We start from the raw sequence: 16,507 nt of genomic DNA on the forward strand, positions 1-16,507 counted from the left end.
CTAGATCCCGCCCCCGACATCCAGCAGGATGTCGGCGAGCACGTCCTGACGGATCGGCGAGGAGACCTGGAAGCCCCGTGGTTCACCGGACTTCAGGGCGTCTCGGACTTCGTGGAACGACTCGTCCACCGCCGCGATGATCTTCTTTGCGGTGCCGCTCGCCTCCCACGCCCGTGGGTACCGCACCTCGACCAGGAGCTCACCCCCTCTGCGGGACGCGACGATGTCGAGGGGGTACGGCAGGCGGTGATCCCCGTCGGTGGTGATGTCCCCCGGGAGATGGGTGAAGCTGATGCCGTCGGCGCTGTCCTGGCCGCCCAGGTAGTTGAAGCCGATCTGCGGCCGGACTGCGGTCAGCGCGCTCCGTTGCGCACCCAGGCCGGCGTCGATCCGCACCAGGGGACCGAAGCCGGCGCCCTTGTCCGGCAGCCGGTCGAACGACCGCCGCACCGCGTCCACGGTGTCCGCCACGCCCTGCTCCACCTGGACCAGGTGCGGGAAGGTGCTGGTGAACCAGCCAACCGTCCGACTGAGGTCGTGGTCCCCCGCGATGGGTTCGCGGCCGTGCCCTTCCAGGGCGAACAGCACCCGCTGCTGGCCGGTCACCGAGGCCAGCGCCCGCGCGACGACGGTGAGGACGATCTCGGCGTGGCTCGCTCCGTGCACCTCCCGGGCGGCGGCGAACAGCGAGAAGTCGTCGGTCTCGGTCAGTCGCACGACCGTCGCTGCGGTCTCGGACCGCTTCACGTCGCGCTCGGCGAACACCTCGCCCGCCTCGCCCGCGCTGCGCGCCAGGTCGAGCCAGTAGGGCAGTTGGGCGCGGAAGCCGCCGTCCAGGGCGCGCTGCTCGACCTCCCTCGTCCACGCCGGGAACGGCATGGTCTTGGCGGGCAGCTCGGCGTCCGGGTCGGCGAGGCTGATGGCCAGGTCCTCCAGCAGGACACCCCACGACACGACATCCACGGCCAGGTGGTGGATCGCGATGGCGAACCGCGCGCCCCCCTCACCCAGTCCGGCGGCCAGGCTGACGACCGGGCCGCCCCGCACGTCGACCCGCGCCTGCACCGTCCGCAGGTACTCGGCGAGGGCGTCGTCGGAGAGCCCGTCCGGCGCCTGCTCACCGTGGACGAGCGTCGGGGCGTCGACGTCGCGCAGGCGGAGCCCGCCCTGCTCGTCCACCTCGACGCGGAGCATGTCGTGATGGCGCACGAGCCGCTCCACCGCCCGCACCAGGCGCTCCAGCGACACCGGCTCGGCCGGCGTGACCAGCAGGCACTGGTTGAACACCCGGGTCCGGGCGTCCGGGTCGTCGAGGAACGCCAGTTGGATCGCGCTCGCCGTGATCGGCCCGGACAGCGGCTTCTGGTCGTACACCCGCAGCCCGCTGCCAGCGCCGGCGGACTCGGACAGCTTCTCCTCCAGCGACCGGATGGTCGCGTTGCCGAGGAGGTCCGCGGCCCGGATCGTGATGTCCTGCTCGCGGAGCCGGGCCACGATCTGGATCGCCTTGATCGAGTCGCCGCCCAGCGCGAAGAAGTCGGCGTCGATGTCGTCCACCGGGATGCCCAGCACGTGCTGCCACGCGTCGGCGACCACGCGCAGCGAGTCGGTCTCCGGCGCCGCCGCCGTCGCCCCCGCCGTGAAGTCGGGCTTCGGCAGCGCCGCCACGTCGACCTTCCCGCTGGCGTTCAACGGAACCGTGTCGGCCTTGACGATGAAGGACGGCACCATGTAGTCGGGCAGCCGTCGGGACAGGGCCGCCCGCAGCGCCGACCCGTGGTCCTGGTCGTCCACGTACCCGACCCAGAGGCACAGGCTCCTGCTGCCCTCGGCGGCCTCGTACAGACCCGCGTGCGCCCAGCGGACGAAAGGCTCGTTCAGGGCGACCTGGATGATCTCCGCCAGCTCGATGCGATAGCCCCTGAGCTTGATCTGCTGGTCGAGGCGTCCCGTGTAGTAGAGCAGACCGTTGGTCTTGAAGGTGACGATGTCGCCGGTCTTGTAGAGCCGCTCCCCCGGCACCGCCGGCGAGTACACGAACCGCTCGGCGGTCAGCTCGGGCTGGTTCAGGTAGCCGTCGGACAGGCCAGCCCCGCCGATGTAGAGTTCGCCGCCGACGCCGACCGGCACCGGCTCCAGCCGCTCGTCGAGCACCCACAGCGAGGTGTCGTTGATGGCCGTGCCGATCGGGATGGCGTCGTCGGGGTCCATCGCGTCGAGCGTGTGGATGGTCGCGAAGACCGTGGTCTCCGTCGGGCCGTAGGCGTGGCTGATCCGCCCCGGCCCGAGCAGCTCGAACGCCCGCTTCACATGCGCCGGCGAGGCGATCTCGCCACCGAAGATCACTCTGCGGACCGTGCCGAGCGACCCCGACGCGTGGTCGATCAGCGCGTTGAACATCGCCGTGGTGATGAAGAAGCTGGTGACCCCGTGCCGCTCGATCGCGGCACCGAGCCGGTCGAGGTCCAGCACGGACGCCTTGTCCAGCAGCACCAGCGACGCGCCGTTGGTCAGCGCCCCGAACATGTCGTAGATGGAGCCGTCGAACGAGTATTCCGAGATCATGAGGAAAACGTCGCTCGGATCGGCGGCGTAGAAGACGGACTGGTGGACCACCCGCAGCACGCTCCGCTGCCGGATCACCGACCCCTTCGGCACACCGCTGGTCCCGGACGTGTACATGATGTAGGCCTCGTCGGCGCTGCTGCCCGGCAGTCCCGGGTTCCCGCTCTCGGCCGTCGACTCCACGAGCGGGTGGACGCCGACGATCCGAAGCCGTTCGGAGATCAGTTCCGCCGCCTGCCCGCTGCGGGCGTCGGAGGTGAGCAGGAGGCCCGCGCCCGCGTCCTGCACCATCATTCGCAGCCGCTCGGGCGGGAAGTCGGTGTTCAGCGGCAGGTAGAAGCACCCCGCCTTCAGCACACCGAGGATGGCGGCGACCATGTCGATCGAGCGGTCCAGCAGCAGCGCCACCGGTGAACCGGGTGTCACGCCCAGACGGATCAGGCCGTGCGCGATCCGGTTGGCCCTGACGTTCAGCTCCCCGTACGTCAGGCTCCGGTCGTCCGCGATCAGCGCCGTCCGGTCGGGGGCGGCGGCGACATGTTCTTCGAACAGCCGCGCAATACCGCGGGAGTCAAGCGACGGCGCGGGTACCGTCGCGAACGTCCGGATCAGCTCGGCCTCCCGGTCGGGCATCAGGTCGAGCATGCCCAGCGGAGTGTCGGCGGCGGCGGCGAGGAAGGACCTGAGTAGCGTCGTGTAGCGCTCCGAGTAGAGCGCCAAGGTCTCCTCGCGGAACAGGGCGGTGGAGTACTCCCACTCCAGCAGCAGCGCGCCGTCGGCCTCCCGCGTGCTCAGGGTGATGTCGTACTTGGCGCTGCCGTCGTCGAACGGGAGGATCCGCTCGTCGTCGGGCTCCAGGCCCATGTCGGTGTTCTGGTGCACGAAGCAGACGTCGAACAGTGGCCGGCGGCCGGGTACGCGAGGCGGGTTCAGCTCCTCGACCAGGGACTCCAGCGGGTACTCCTGGTGCTCGAACGCCTCCAGCACGGTGGTTCGCAGGCCGGCGAGGAAGTCGCCGACGCCGGTCGTGGGCGCGGCGGTGACCCGGATGGGCAGCGTGGTGACGAACATGCCCACGAGATCCTGGTAGGTCAGGTCGGGCCGGCCCATCACCGGTGCGCCGATCACGACGTCGCTCTGACCACTCAGCCGGGACAGCAACTGCTGGAACACGCCGAGCAGCACCATGTAGAGGGTGAGGTTGTGCGCCCGCGCGTACCGCTTGGCGGCCTCCAGCGTCTCGCCGTCGACGGACGCGAAGAGCGTCGCGCCCGCCGCGGTGGCGACCTCCGCCCGCTGCCAGTCCGTGGTGAGTTGGAGGGTCGGCGCGCCGTCGGCGAACCGAGCGACCCAGTAATCGCGGTGCACCACCATGTCGGTGCCGTTCTGCCGCTCCAGCAGCCCGCGGATCGCCGACCGGTAGTTCGACGGCAGCGGCGGCAGCGCGGCGCCGTCCGCGACAGCTCCGAGGTCCCGGAACAGGATGCCCATCGAGGTGCCGTCGGTGATGATGTGGTGGATGTCGATCGCCACACACGACACGCCGTCGTCGAACTCGAAGTAGCCGACGCGGAACAGCGGGGCGCTGTCGAGCAGGAACGGGCGGACGAACCGCTGCATCTCCCGGCGGGCCGCGCTCTCGTGGCTGTCGCCTTCCGAGGGGGCACCGAGCCGGCGGTGGTCGACCGCGACCGGCACCTCCGCGTGCACCCGCTGGAAGGGTTCCCCATCCCGCAGATGGAACGTCGAGCGGAGGCTGTCGTGCCGTCGCACCAGGACGCGCAGCCATTCCTCCAGCTCGGCGATGTCGAGCGTGCCGGGGCGGATCGTCAGGCCGCTGACGTTGTACGCCACCGACTCCTCGTCGACCTGGCTGGAGACGAACATGCTGCGCTGGGCGGCGGTCAGCGGCAGCTCGTAGGACTCGACGACGTGCTCCACGGGCACCGGGCGGCGGGTCGACCCGCTCAACCTCGACCGGATCAGGCTTTCGTCGACCCCGTGGGCGCGGATCACCACCTCCGCAAACTCGTCGAACGTCGGCTTCGTCAGCAGGGTGGTCGGCGGGAGGTCGATGCCGAGCACCGTGTTGAGCAACTGCGTGATCTTCACTGACGAGATCGAGTCGCCGCCGAGGGCGAAGAAGTCGTCGGCGTCGCGGATCGTCGGGTAGCCGAGAATGCCGGACCACACCCCGGCGATCACCTTGCGGGGCACCGCGTCCCCGTCGGACCCCTGGAGCCCTTCGAGGTGCGACGGCCGGGACAGGATGACCCGGAGCCGGTCGACCGGGTCGGCCGGTTCCTGCTCCCTCTCGCCGGGAACCGGATGCGCCCGGACCGTCTCGTCCCACAGTCGCACGTGCTGGAACGGCTGGGGCGGCAACGGTACCCGCCGCACGCCCGCGTCCCGGTCGAGGTCGGCGAACGGCCGGGCGCGACCCGCCAGGAAGGCGGTGACCGCGTCGCGGAGGTGACCGGAGCCGGCGCCGAACCGCCACGGCGCGTCCTCGCGCAGCACGGCGCCGTCGTCCACCGAGGGCGAGTCGTCGGCCTGCTCCGGACGCAGCAGCCGGAGCAGGCCGTCGCGCAGGCCGGCACGGGTCTCGCACAGGATGACCGCTCGGACGGCCTGGTGCTCGCGGCCCACCTGCATGGTGAAGCACACGTCGGCCAGGCGGTGCTCGGGATGGCGGTCGAGGTGCTCCAGGTGCAGCGCCGCGGTTCGGGCCAGCAGCTCCTCGTTCCGCGCCGAGATCGGGAAGACCCGCGGCTGGCGTGCCTGGTCGGAGACGGCCGCTCGGGCCGGCGCCTCCTCCAGCACGACGTGGCAGTTCGTTCCGCTCAGGCTGAAGCTGCTCACGCCGGCGCGGCGGGGGGTGTCGCCCTCCTCCCACTCGGTGAGCCGGTCGGCGACGTAGACCGGGCTGTTGGCCAGGTCGAGCAGCTCGTTCGGCACGTCGAAGTGGATCGACGGCGGAATGGTCCGACGATCCAGGCACATCAGGGTCTTGATCAGTGACGCCAGTCCGGCGGCCCCGACGGTGTGGCCGATGTTGGTCTTCACGGAGCCGATCGCGCAGAACTGCCGGCGATGGGTGAACTCGGCGAAGGCGCTGGTCAATCCCTTGACCTCGATCGGGTCACCCAGCGTCGTGCCGGTGCCGTGGGCCTCGATGTAGGACACCGACTCGGGCGCGATGCCGGCGCGTTTCCACGCGCTGACCAGCAGGTTTTTCTGCGCCTGCGCGTTCGGGGCGGTGAGGCCGTTGCTGCGGCCGTCGTTGTTGACCGCGCTGCCGAGGAGCACGCCGTAGACGTGGTCACCGTTGGCGAGCGCGCGCGAGAGCGGCTTGAGGTAGACCCCGGCCACGCCCTCGCTCCACACCGTCCCGTCGGCTGCGGCGTCGAAGGCCCGCACCCGGTGGTCGGCGGACTCGGTCTCGTTGCCGAGGCTGGACGGCGACAGGAAGAGGTTGATGGCGGCGACGAACGCGGTGTCGCAGTCGCCGTTGCGGAGGGCCTTGATCGCCGCGTCCACCGCGACCAGGCCGGACGAGCATCCGGTGTCGATGACGGTGGCCGGTCCGCGGAGGTCGAACAGGTACGACAGCCGGCTGGCCAGGATGCCCGACCACGAGCCGGTGATGGCCGCGAAGTCCAGTTCCGAGAGGAACGGCAGGTATGACGTGATCAGCCGGTGCGTGTGGTCGTTGCCGACGAAGATGCCGGTCCTGGAACCGTACAGCTCGCTCCTGGCGTATCCGGCGTCCTCCATCGTCTCCACCAGCACCTCCAGGAGGTTGCGGTGGTACGGGTCGAGCTGCGTCGCCACGTGCGGCGGGATGCCGAAGTACTCCGCGTCGAACAGGTCGATGCGGTCCAGGTAGCCGCCCTTGCGGACTGCCGAGGTCCCGCCCTCGACCCGCCGGAGGTCGTCCAGGCGCAGCGGCGGGAAGTCGCCGATCGACTCACGGCCGTCGACCAGATTGCGCCAGAACTGCTCCTTGTCCGACGCGCCGGGAAAGCGGCAGGCCATGCCGACGACGGCGATCCGGTCGTCGGCGTCCCGGCCGTCGTCACCGATCGCCCGGATGAACTCCTTCGCCCGGTCGACGTCCAGCGCCTCCTGCTTGACCTGCATGAGCAGGTACCGCAGCAGGTCCTTCTTGAGCTCGGCGTTCGACCTCATGCCTGGTTCCTCCCCGCACCGTCGGCGTCGGCGGCGAACATGGTGGTGAGCTCCGCGTCGCCGATCTCCGCCAGGACGTCCTGGAGTGACTGGTCCATATCCCCGAAGTCCGCCGCGCCGGGCTCGGCCGGGCCGGACTCCGCCGCGATGCGCTCCTCGATGTAGCCGGCAAGGCTGGCGACGCTCGCGTAGGAGTACAGGTCGGCGATGTCGATTCGCCCGGGGTAGACGTCCTCGACCCGCTGCAGAAGCTGCGCCGTCATCAGCGAGTTGCCGCCCAGGTCCTGAAAACTCATGTGGGCGTCGACCTCCGCCATGCCGAGCACCGCGCCGTAGACCGCACCGATCCTCAGTTGAATCTGGTTCGGGTCGGACAGGCCGACGACCCGGACCTCGGTCGTCTCGCCGCCGGAGGACGACCCGCCCGCACCCGCCCGCGCGACGGCGTCGGCGACGTCGTCGTCGAGCAGGAACGGCATCTCGTCCAGCCGTTCGTGCAGCACCCCGAGGTCGAACCGGGTCGGGATGACGCCATCGGCCGGGTCGCGCAGGAAGTGGCTCAGCCAGGCCAGGCCGTCCTTCACGGTGAGGGCGCGGAACGGCGAGTCGCCGTCGCCGATCCCGTACTGCACCGCCATGCCGACCTCGGACCACGTCGGCCAGTTGATCGACAGCGCGCGGACGCCCTCGGTCCGCGCCCGCACCGCCAGGGAGTCCATGAACGCGTTGGCGCTGCAGTAGTCGCCCTGCCCCTGCCCGCCGGTGATCGCGGTGATCGACGAGAAGAACACCAGGAAGGCGCCGGGGTGTTCCTTCGCCAGCTCCACCAGGGCGACACTGCCGTCGACCTTGGGCGCCAGCACGGCGTCGAAGACCGGACGGGGTTTGTTCGCCAGGAACCCGTCGCCCGCCACACCCGCGGCGTGGACGATGCCGCTGAGGGTCACGGCCTCCTGTCGCAGGCGCGCGGTCAGGCCGCGCACGTCGGCCTCCCGCGACACGTCGCACTCGACGTACTCGGCACCGGCGATCTTCTCGACGCGCCGCGCGATCTCCTCGGCCAGGGGCCTGCGGCCCAGCAGGATGATCCGCTCGGCGCCCTCGCGGGCCATCTCCTCGGCGATGCCAAGGCCGAGGCCGCCCGCACCACCGGTGACCAGGAACGTCCCGCCCCGGTACAGCGGCTCGCCCGTTTCGTCGGCCGTCTCGGCGTATCGCAGGCGCCGCAGGTAGCTCTGCGAGCCACGGATCGCCCGCAGCGCACCGCCCGAGCCGCCCAACGCCTCCCGGACAAGGAAGTCCAGGTCCACGTCCGCACCCGCGTCCAGCACGTCCACCCGCAGGTGCCGGTGCTCCTGCCCGACCACCTGCGCGAGCGCTTCGGTGGCGGCGGAGTACGGATCGGTGACCCCGTCGCCGGGCCCGACCTGCCAGGCGTGTCCGCCCAGGACCTTCAAACCGCGGGTGAGTTTGACCCGGTGCGCCACGAAGGCGCGGTACAGCTCGAACAGCGCGTCCACGCCGGCTGCCCGCCGCTGCCCGGGGGTGAGCGCCGCCTCGCCGGCGACGTCGGGTGCGGTGAAGTCGGTGGCGAACAGGACGCCGTCGACCCCCTCCTGCCGCAGCCGTGCGGCCACCAGCTCCGCGCCGGCCTCGTCCAGGGCGAACACGTTCCGACTCTGGTCGGTCCGCTCGCCGACGTAACACGGGACGACCCGGTGTCCCTGCGCCTCGACCGCGACGACCAGCCGCCTGCCGGCCGGGTTGTCCAGCACCACCGGCGCCCACACCGCGCCGCCGGCCGCCTCCGCCGCCACCCGCGGCACCGCGAGCCACTCGACCTGGAGGAAGCGGCGCGGTCCCGCCAGGCTGAACCGCTGCCAGTCGACCTTCTTCACGGTGTAGTCGGTGATCCGCGCGAACGGCTCACCGTCGACGTCGACGAGGTCCACGTCGTAGGTGATGGTCTCGCCCTCGTGGCTGTCGTCGCGGACGGTACGGATCAGCGAGTAGAACGTCTCCGGCATGGGCCGGTGCAGGACGAAGCTCTTGTACATGTACGGCAGGAACGTCTCGCCGCTGTTCTGCGAAATGAGGTTCACCGCGTTGTCGAGCTTGGCCGGGTGCAGGCCGAATGTCTCGCTCGGCACGCCCTCCGGCAGGCGCAGCAGGGTCAACGCGCCGGTCTCGTGCCTCCACACCGCCCGGACGTTGTCCCAGCGCGCACCGAATTGGAACACGCCCGTGTCGGTCTCGGTCGGGTACGGGTCGGTCACCTCGATCGCGGCGCGCTTCTGGGCGTCGATGTCGACGGGTGCCGCCGGGCCAGCGTCGCCCAGCGGGCTGATCCGACCCTCGACGTGCGTGATCCACTCGCCGCCCTGCGAGCTGGCCACCTGGAAGGAGTAACCCCGCTCCAGCCGGTCCAGCCGGGTCCGCACGGTCGTCTCCTCGCCCTCCTCGACGGCGAGGGGGACCAGGAAGAACACGTTTTCGAACCGCATGCTGCCGGTGTTCTCCACCGCGGCCAGCGCGGCACGCGCCATCTCCAGGTACGTCGTGCCGGGCACCACGGGCCGGTGCTCGATGCGGTGGTCGGACAGCACCCAGTGCCGGTCGACCGACAGCGTGTTCTCGAACACGATCGCGGCGTCCGAGCGGCTGATCTCCGCGCCCAGCAGGGGGTTGGTCTCGGTGCCGCCGAAGCTCCGCACGCTCGTGCGCATGGGCCTGGCCCAGTGGCGGATCTTCTCGAACGGGTAGGTGGGCAGGGGTACCCGCTGACGCGGCTCGTCGGCGTAGAACTCGGCGAACTCGACGCGGGCGCCGCGGACGTAGGCGTTGGCCAGCTCGGTGAGGGCGGCCTTGTCGCCCCGCGAGCGGTACTCGGCGAGTTTGGCGTTGGCCGAGTCGGAGAGCCGCTTGCCGGTCTGGGCCGTGATGTCGCCGGGACCCAGGTCGCTCCGCTTGTCGCTGACGACGGCGTGTACGCCGTGGTGGACGCCCTGCTGCTCGTCGGTGCCGAGACCGCGCCGCCGGAGCCGGTCGACCGACTCGGCCAGTTGCTCCTTCGTCGCCGCGATCACCATGACGCGGTGCTCGTGGTGACCTCGGCCGATGTTGGACGTGTAGCAGATGTCGGCGAGCGACCACGGGCTGTCCGCCAGCACGGCCGCGTACCCGTCGAGGAGCTCGGTCAGGGCCGCCTCGGTCTTGGCGCTGACGGTGAAGCAGTAGCGCTCCCGCAGCTGCTGCCCGGCGCGGTAGCGGGGTGCCTCCTCCAACACCATGTGGCAGTTCGTGCGGATGAAGCCGAACGAGCTGATCCCGGCCCGCCGGGGTTCGCCGTTGGTGTCCCACGGCATAAGCCGGTCGTTGACGTACAGCGGGCTGTCGGTGAAGTCGATGTAGGGGTTGGGCACCTCGAAGTTCGCCGAGGGCGCCAGCAGGCCGGATTCGAGCGACTTGACGACCTTCGCCAGCGAGGCCGACCCGGACGCGGCCACCATGTGGCCCATGGTGGTCTTGAGGGATCCGATACCGCAGAACTGCTTGCGGTCGGTGTGCCGGCGGAACGCGTTGGTCAGGCCCTTGACCTCGATCGGGTCACCGAGAACGGTCCCGGTGCCATGGGCCTCCACGTACGTGATCGTCTCCGCCGGCACGTCCGCCTTGGCCCAGGCGTCGAGGATGACCCGCTCCTGCATCAGCGCGTTGGGCGCGGTGATGCTGTTCGACGTGCCGTCGTTGTTGATGGCGGAGGCCTTGATGACGGCGCGCACGTGGTCGCGGTCGGCCAGCGCCTTCTTCAGCGGCTTGAGCAGCACGATGCCGGCGCCTTCGCCCCACAGCGTGCCGTTGGCGTGGGCGTCGAAGGTGCGCACGCTGTCGTCGCCGGAGACCACGTTGTCCATCGTCGCGCCGGACAGGAAGCTGGTCTTCGGCTCGCCGCCGGAGGACAGGTTGATGCCGCCCGCCAGGGCCATGTCGCACTCGCCGAGCAGCAGTGACTGGATGGCCTGGTGGACGCTGACGCTGCCGGCGGAGCATGCGGTGTCGGTCATGATGCAGGGGCCTTTGAGGTCCAGCAGGTAGGAGATGCGGCTGGCGACCATCCCCTCCCACGAGCCGGACAGCTGCATCGGATGCCGCTCGGAGAACATGCGGTAGTAGGAGTAGTTCGACTGGTCGCGGCCGAGGAAGACTCCGGTCCTCGACCCGATCGCGCTCTCGCCGCCGTAGCCGGCGTTCTCCAGCGCCTCGTACGCCACTTCGAGCGCGATGCGCTGGTTCGGGTCCATGTAGTCCGCTTCGAGCGGGGGGATGCCGAAGAAGCGGGAGTCGAAGTGGTCGATCCGGTCCAGATAACCGCTCACCGAGTAGAGCCGGTCGAGGTCGGCCTCGTCGACCGGCCGGCCCAGCATGACCTCCGCGTAGTACGGGTTGCGGAGGATGTCGTACATGTCCTCCTTACGGGACTGCGGATAGTCCCGGATGCAGTCCCGGCTCACCTTGAGGAACTCCCAGAACTGGTCGACGTTCTTGGCCTCGGCGAACCGACCGGCCAGTCCGATGACCGCGATGTCCTCGTGCAGGTTCGCTTTCGACAGTTCGAGCAGCAACCGCTTGGTGCGGTCACGGTCGATCTGATTGTTGACGAACTGCTCGAGGATGAAATCCTTCACGCTGCTCATCTGGTTTCCGTTTCCTCAAGTAGGCCCTGGCTGCCGCCGACCGTGATCGAGCCCTGTTCCAGCAGGTCCAGCAGTTTGTCGATGTCGCTCTCGTCCGCCCTGACTGCCGGCGGCGGCCCTTCGGCGGCCGGCTCGTCCGGGTGCAGCCTGGCCCTGAGGCAGGCCACCTGGGCGGCGACGGTGGTGTGGCGGAAGAGGTCCGTGATGTCAATCAGACCCGGGTAGCGCTCGTCGTAGAGCTTCAGCATCTGCGCCGTCAGCAGCGAGTTGCCGCCGAGGTCACCGAAGTCCTCGTGCGCGTCGAGCACGTCGAGGTCGAGCGCTTCCGCCCAGATCTCCGCTACGCCCCGTTCGAGGTCGCCGACCTCTTCGAGCCCGTGCACCTCGACGGCACGCCCGACCGCGCTCCGGCCGGCGTCGCGCGGCACCTGCCGGGTCGCCTTCCGCATCCGGCCGGGCATGAGCACCGGCGGATGGCCACCGGAGGTCATCAGGGCGTCGAGCAGGTCCACCGCCTCGGCGGTGTCCAGCGGCGGGAACAACTCGTCCTCGTCGGCCGCGTCCATGCGCTGGGCGATGCCGGTCTCGCGCCACGCCGGCCACTGGATGCTCAGGCCGGGTAGCCGCTCGCGGTCGCGGTACTGGGCCAGGCTGTCCAGCACCAGGTTCGCCGCCGTGTAGTCGGACTGGCCCGGGTTGAGCAGGAGCCCGGCGATGCTGGAGAACGCGACGAAGTAGTCGGGCCGGTCCGCCAGGGTGGCCTCGTGCAGGTACACCCCGCCCAGTGCCTTGGGCCGGTAGACCGCCATGAACTCGTCGAGGTTCTTCGTGTACAGGAACCCGACGCCGGGCCGCCCTGCGAGGTGCAGCACGCCGGACACCCGGCCGTGCCGCGCGCGGAGGTCGCGCACCGTCCCCTCGACGGCCCGCCGGTCGCCCAGGTCGAGCCGGACGACCTCGAACACGTCCAGATCACGCTCGAACTCCGCCCATTCCGGCCGGGTCTCGGCCGCCCGGTCGGACCCCAGCAGGACGAGTTTGCGGACGCCCCGCCGGATCAGGTGCCGCGCAACGGCGGTGCCGAGGTCGCCCGTGCCACCCGACATGACGGTCACCCCGTCGCCACCGGACAGCGGCGCCCGGTCACCGTCGGGCAGCGGGATCGGCTGCCGCTTCACCTGCGGCTCGTACGGGTGCCCGTTGCGGTAGAGCAGGAACGGCGGCCGGTCAACGCTGGTGGCCTCACCCACCAGCAGCGCCGGGCCGGTGTGCTCGTCGCTGTCGACGCACCGGATACCGAGCGCCTTGTACTCCAGGGCCGCGACGCGCATCATGCCGAGCAGGCCGGCCTGGCCGGGGTGCAGCGCTGTCTCGTCACCGGTGACCGCGAGCGCGTTGTGCGTCAGGACCACCAGTCCGCCGACGAACCCGAACTGCCGCTCCGAGATGAGCTTGAGCAGGCCCAACGCCCCTTCGACCGGCTCACTCGGGTCGGCGAGCGGGTCGCCCTCGGCCGGTTGGCAACCCACCACGCCGAAGGCGAACTCGCGGCGCTCGCCGAGCCGCTCGTCGCCGACCGCGTCGGTGACGCTCGACACCTGGACGCAGTCGTAGCCGGCCGCTTCGAGGTGCCCCCGGACGCCGGCGAACGTGGTACCGACATCTCCACAGAGCAGGACGGTTCCGCTGCCGCGCCGGGACGGCGTCGGCAGGGCGACGCGTCGGTAGGTCTGGACGTACCCGTACTCGCCGGGCCCCGTGACGTCGAGGTCGACCGCCGACTTGATGCAGTAGTTGTCCACCGTCAGCAGCACCCGGCCGGTCGGATCGACCACGGTCACGTCGAACGCGTACAGCGCACCGGCCACAGACTCGGGCCGCTTGCGGAAATAGGCGAGCACCCGGGCGGGCAGTGAGTCGCGGACGGTCAGCACGCCGTAGGAGAACGGCAGGTACAACCGTTCCTGGTCGTAGACGTTGCTCGGCGCGTTGATGACGGTGTCGAACAGCGAGGGGTGCAGGACGTAGTCCGACAACTCGGACCGGTACCGCGACGGCAGCTCGAACTCGTACAGCAGCTCGGTCGACTCCGGGTCGGCGTGCCCGGCGCCCAACGTCGCGGTCCACCGTTCACTGACGTCCAGCCCCTTGGCGCGATCGGAGCCCTCGGGTTCCCGCAGTGGCCGGTCCAACCGCCGCCGCAGGCCCTCGACGTCGAGCGACGCGACCGGCCCGGCGGCGACGTCGCGGACCAGTTCGCCCCGGGCATTCTCCACCCAGTCACCGTCGGCGCCCCGACTGGCGATGGTGACGGTACTGATGTCGCCCGAGGTCTCGAAGATGACGTGCACCTCCTTCTCCTCGCCGTCGGCCACCGCGAGCGGGGCAGCGAAGAAGACGTTGCGCAGCGTCACGTCCGACTCGGCCAGGCCGAGCCGCCGCGCCGACATCACGACCATCTCGACCAGCCCGGTACCGGGTAGCACGCTGACGCCGTGGATGCGGTGTTCGGCCAGTTCCCAGAAGTTCTCGGGGGCGAGCCGGCACACCACGATGTCGCGGTGCAGCGAGCGCACCACGTCCGCGCCGTCGACCAGGCCCCGGCGGCCCTGGTCGACGGGGTCGATCCAACAAGGCGTCCGCTCGAACGGGTACGTGGGCAGCGATGTCCGGCGGCCGCCCTCGGGCGCGGCCCGCTGCCAGTCGACCTCGGCGCCGCGCGAGTAGAGGGATGCCAACCCGCGCAGCGCGGCGCGGTCGGGCGCCACGGCGGTGCCGGCCACGACCGCTGCGGCCTCCCGGTTCAGCTCGTCGTGCTCGGAGTACAGCAGGTCGTGCGGCTCGCGCTTCTCGCCACGCTCCAGCACCAGGCGAAACGTGCCCCGGCTCAGGTCCGGATTCGCGCTCCTGCCCTCGCCGTCCTCGACGAACCGGGTCAGCAGCGTGCCGAGCTCCGCCTGGCTCTCGAAGACGAACGCGGCGCGCACGCCGTGGTGCAACCGGCCGACCGACGCGGTGAAGGCGAGATCGGCGAGGTCCACCTCGTGACGGGACAGAAAATCGCGGTAACGCTCGGCGAGCCTGGTCAACGCTGGGGCGTTCCGGGCGCTGAGCGGCAGCAGGAAGCAGGATGGCGAGCCCATGCCGGCACGGTCGGCGGCCGGCTCCGGGTCCGCGCTCCGCAGCACGAGGTGACAGTTCGTCCCGCTCAGGCCGAAGCTGTTGATGCCGGCGAACAGCGTCTCCCGCTCGTCGTCGGACCAGGCCACCGTCCGGTCGTTGACGAATACAGGCGTCTGCGCGAACGTGATGTTCTGGTTGGGCTCCTCGAAGTTGAGGCTCGCCGGCAGGACCCGGTGCTTGAGCGACAGGACGAGTTTGGCCAGCCCCGCGAGGCCGGAGGCGTTGTCCATGTGGCCGATGTACGTCTTGACCGTGCCGATACCGCAGAACTGCTTGCGGGCGGTCTGTCGGGAGAACGCCCGCTCGATGCCGCTGACCTCGACGGGGTCGCCGAGCCTGGTGGCGGTGCCGTGCGCCTCGATGAAGCTGACCTGCTCGGCCCTGACCCCGGCGTCGGCGAGGGCCTCGGTGATGAGGTCGGCCTGCGCGTCGGCGTTGGGCGCGGTGATGCCGTTCGACGCCCCGTCCTGGTTGATCGCGCCGCCCATGATGACGGCGTGGATGTTGTCGCCGTCGCGCCGCGCCCGTTCCAGTGACTTGAATACGAAGACGACACACCCTTCAGCGGCGGTGGTGCCGTCGCACTTCTGGTCGAACGTCCGGGTGTGCCGGTCTGCGGCCAGCGTGTCCTGGATGTCCTTGAGGCCGATGCCGGACTCGTCGTCGGCGTCGACCGGGAGCAGGTCGGTCTTGACGGCGCCGACGATCGCCATCGAGCACTCGCCGTTCTGGATCGCGCGGTACGCCGTGTACGCGGCGACCAGGCCCGACGAGCAGGCCGTGTCCACCAGCAACGACGGTCCCCGCAGGTCAAGCAGGTAGGCGATCCGGCTGGCGATCATCGACCGGATGTTGCCGGCGACCGCGATCTCGGGCGCGCCGGGGTCGACCGCCTGGATGATCGCTCGGTAGTCCTCGCCGAAGTCGGCCGACATGCCCGCGTAGACGCCGACCTTCCCACCGCCGATGTCCTTGTTCAGGTAGCCGGCGTCTTCGAGCGCGGCCCAGGCGGTCTCCAGGAAGATCCGCTGATTCGGGTCGATCGCCTTGGCTTCCTGCCGGGACAGCGAGAAGAACCGGTAATCGAACTCGGACACGCTGGGCAGCCGGGTGCCGCCGGAGTAGCGCTCGGCCGCGATCGGCAGCCGCACGCCGCGTGCGGCGAGGTAGGCGTCGACGTCGGCACGTCGGGCTTCCGGCAGGTCGCGGTACCCCTCCTCGCCGCGCAGCAGCCTCGACCAGAACTCGTCGAGGTTCTCCGCCTCGCCGATCCGACCGCTCATCCCGATGACGGCGACGGGTTCGGCTCTGCGCCGTGGGCTGGAGCGCGTGACGCGGACGTCGGCACCGTCCGGGGGCTCCGTCAGGTCCAGGTCGTCAAGATCGAGCAGGGAGCTCATGTGGCGAGCGCCCCCTCGTTCGTCCGGAGGCCGACCTCACGGGTGCGGCGCAGGATCGACTCGATGCGGTCCCGCTGCTCGGCCTCGGCGACCCGCTTTGTCCGCATGATGGTGAGCAGCAGGTCCAACGCGGTCTGTTTCTGCTGGTCGGAGAGCGACTCCTGGTCGAGCTTGCTCAGCTCCTGGAGCTTGCGGTACGACAGGACGACGCCGTTGTGGTATTCGTCGGCGTCGAAGTTCCGGTTCCGGGTGGCCGCGGCGGCGCCCAGGCACAGCCCGACCACCCCGGGCTCGCGCTTCTTCAGCTCGACGAGGTGGTCGAGCACCGCGCCGACCCGATCGGGCTCCTCGTCCAGGCTGTACACCTCGCCCGAGCCGACGGCACCGGTGAGCATCCTCTTCAGGACCTGCTTCGGCCCGACCTCGATCCACACCGCTGCCTTACGGTCCACCAGGGACGCCACGATGTCGCTC

General features: G+C 70.3%; 4 protein-coding genes (1 of these 4 running past the window's edge). All 4 read right to left on the bottom strand.

Features of this window, described 5'->3' with window-relative positions; genetic code table 11:
• Tightly spaced (each overlapping or abutting the next), the 4 genes in view from OIE53_RS11785 to OIE53_RS11800 form a layout consistent with a single transcriptional unit that may run on beyond the window.
• Positions 1-6,756, bottom strand: a complete 6,756-nt coding sequence (locus OIE53_RS11785; protein ID WP_327026646.1) for a non-ribosomal peptide synthetase — start codon at positions 6,754-6,756, stop codon at positions 1-3.
• Positions 6,753-11,450, bottom strand: a complete 4,698-nt coding sequence (locus tag OIE53_RS11790) for an SDR family NAD(P)-dependent oxidoreductase (RefSeq protein WP_327026647.1) — start codon at positions 11,448-11,450, stop codon at positions 6,753-6,755. Before OIE53_RS11790 ends, OIE53_RS11785 begins: the two co-directional genes overlap by 4 nt.
• Complete coding sequence (locus OIE53_RS11795) at positions 11,447-16,033, bottom strand: SDR family NAD(P)-dependent oxidoreductase (RefSeq protein ID WP_327026648.1); 4,587 nt, start codon at positions 16,031-16,033, stop codon at positions 11,447-11,449. The genes OIE53_RS11790 and OIE53_RS11795 overlap by 4 nt, the downstream gene beginning before the upstream one ends.
• A protein-coding gene (locus tag OIE53_RS11800; protein ID WP_327026649.1) for an ACP S-malonyltransferase crosses the window boundary here: on the bottom strand, positions 16,030-16,507 show its end. Its footprint extends 770 nt past the window's final position; the window shows 478 of its 1,248 coding nt (coding positions 771-1,248); the start codon falls outside the window, past its right edge; it ends in the stop codon at positions 16,030-16,032. Before OIE53_RS11800 ends, OIE53_RS11795 begins: the two co-directional genes overlap by 4 nt.

Origin of the sequence: Micromonospora sp. NBC_01739, from assembly GCF_035920385.1 — a bacterium.
Classification (GTDB): Bacteria; Actinomycetota; Actinomycetes; order Mycobacteriales; family Micromonosporaceae; genus Micromonospora.

Coding starts and splice junctions, on each gene's coding strand:
- OIE53_RS11785 (WP_327026646.1), bottom strand. CDS start 6,756: ATGAGGTCGAACGCCGAGCTCAAGAAGGACCTGCTGCGGTACCTGCTC.
- OIE53_RS11790 (WP_327026647.1), bottom strand. CDS start 11,450: ATGAGCAGCGTGAAGGATTTCATCCTCGAGCAGTTCGTCAACAATCAG.
- OIE53_RS11795 (WP_327026648.1), bottom strand. CDS start 16,033: ATGAGCTCCCTGCTCGATCTTGACGACCTGGACCTGACGGAGCCCCCG.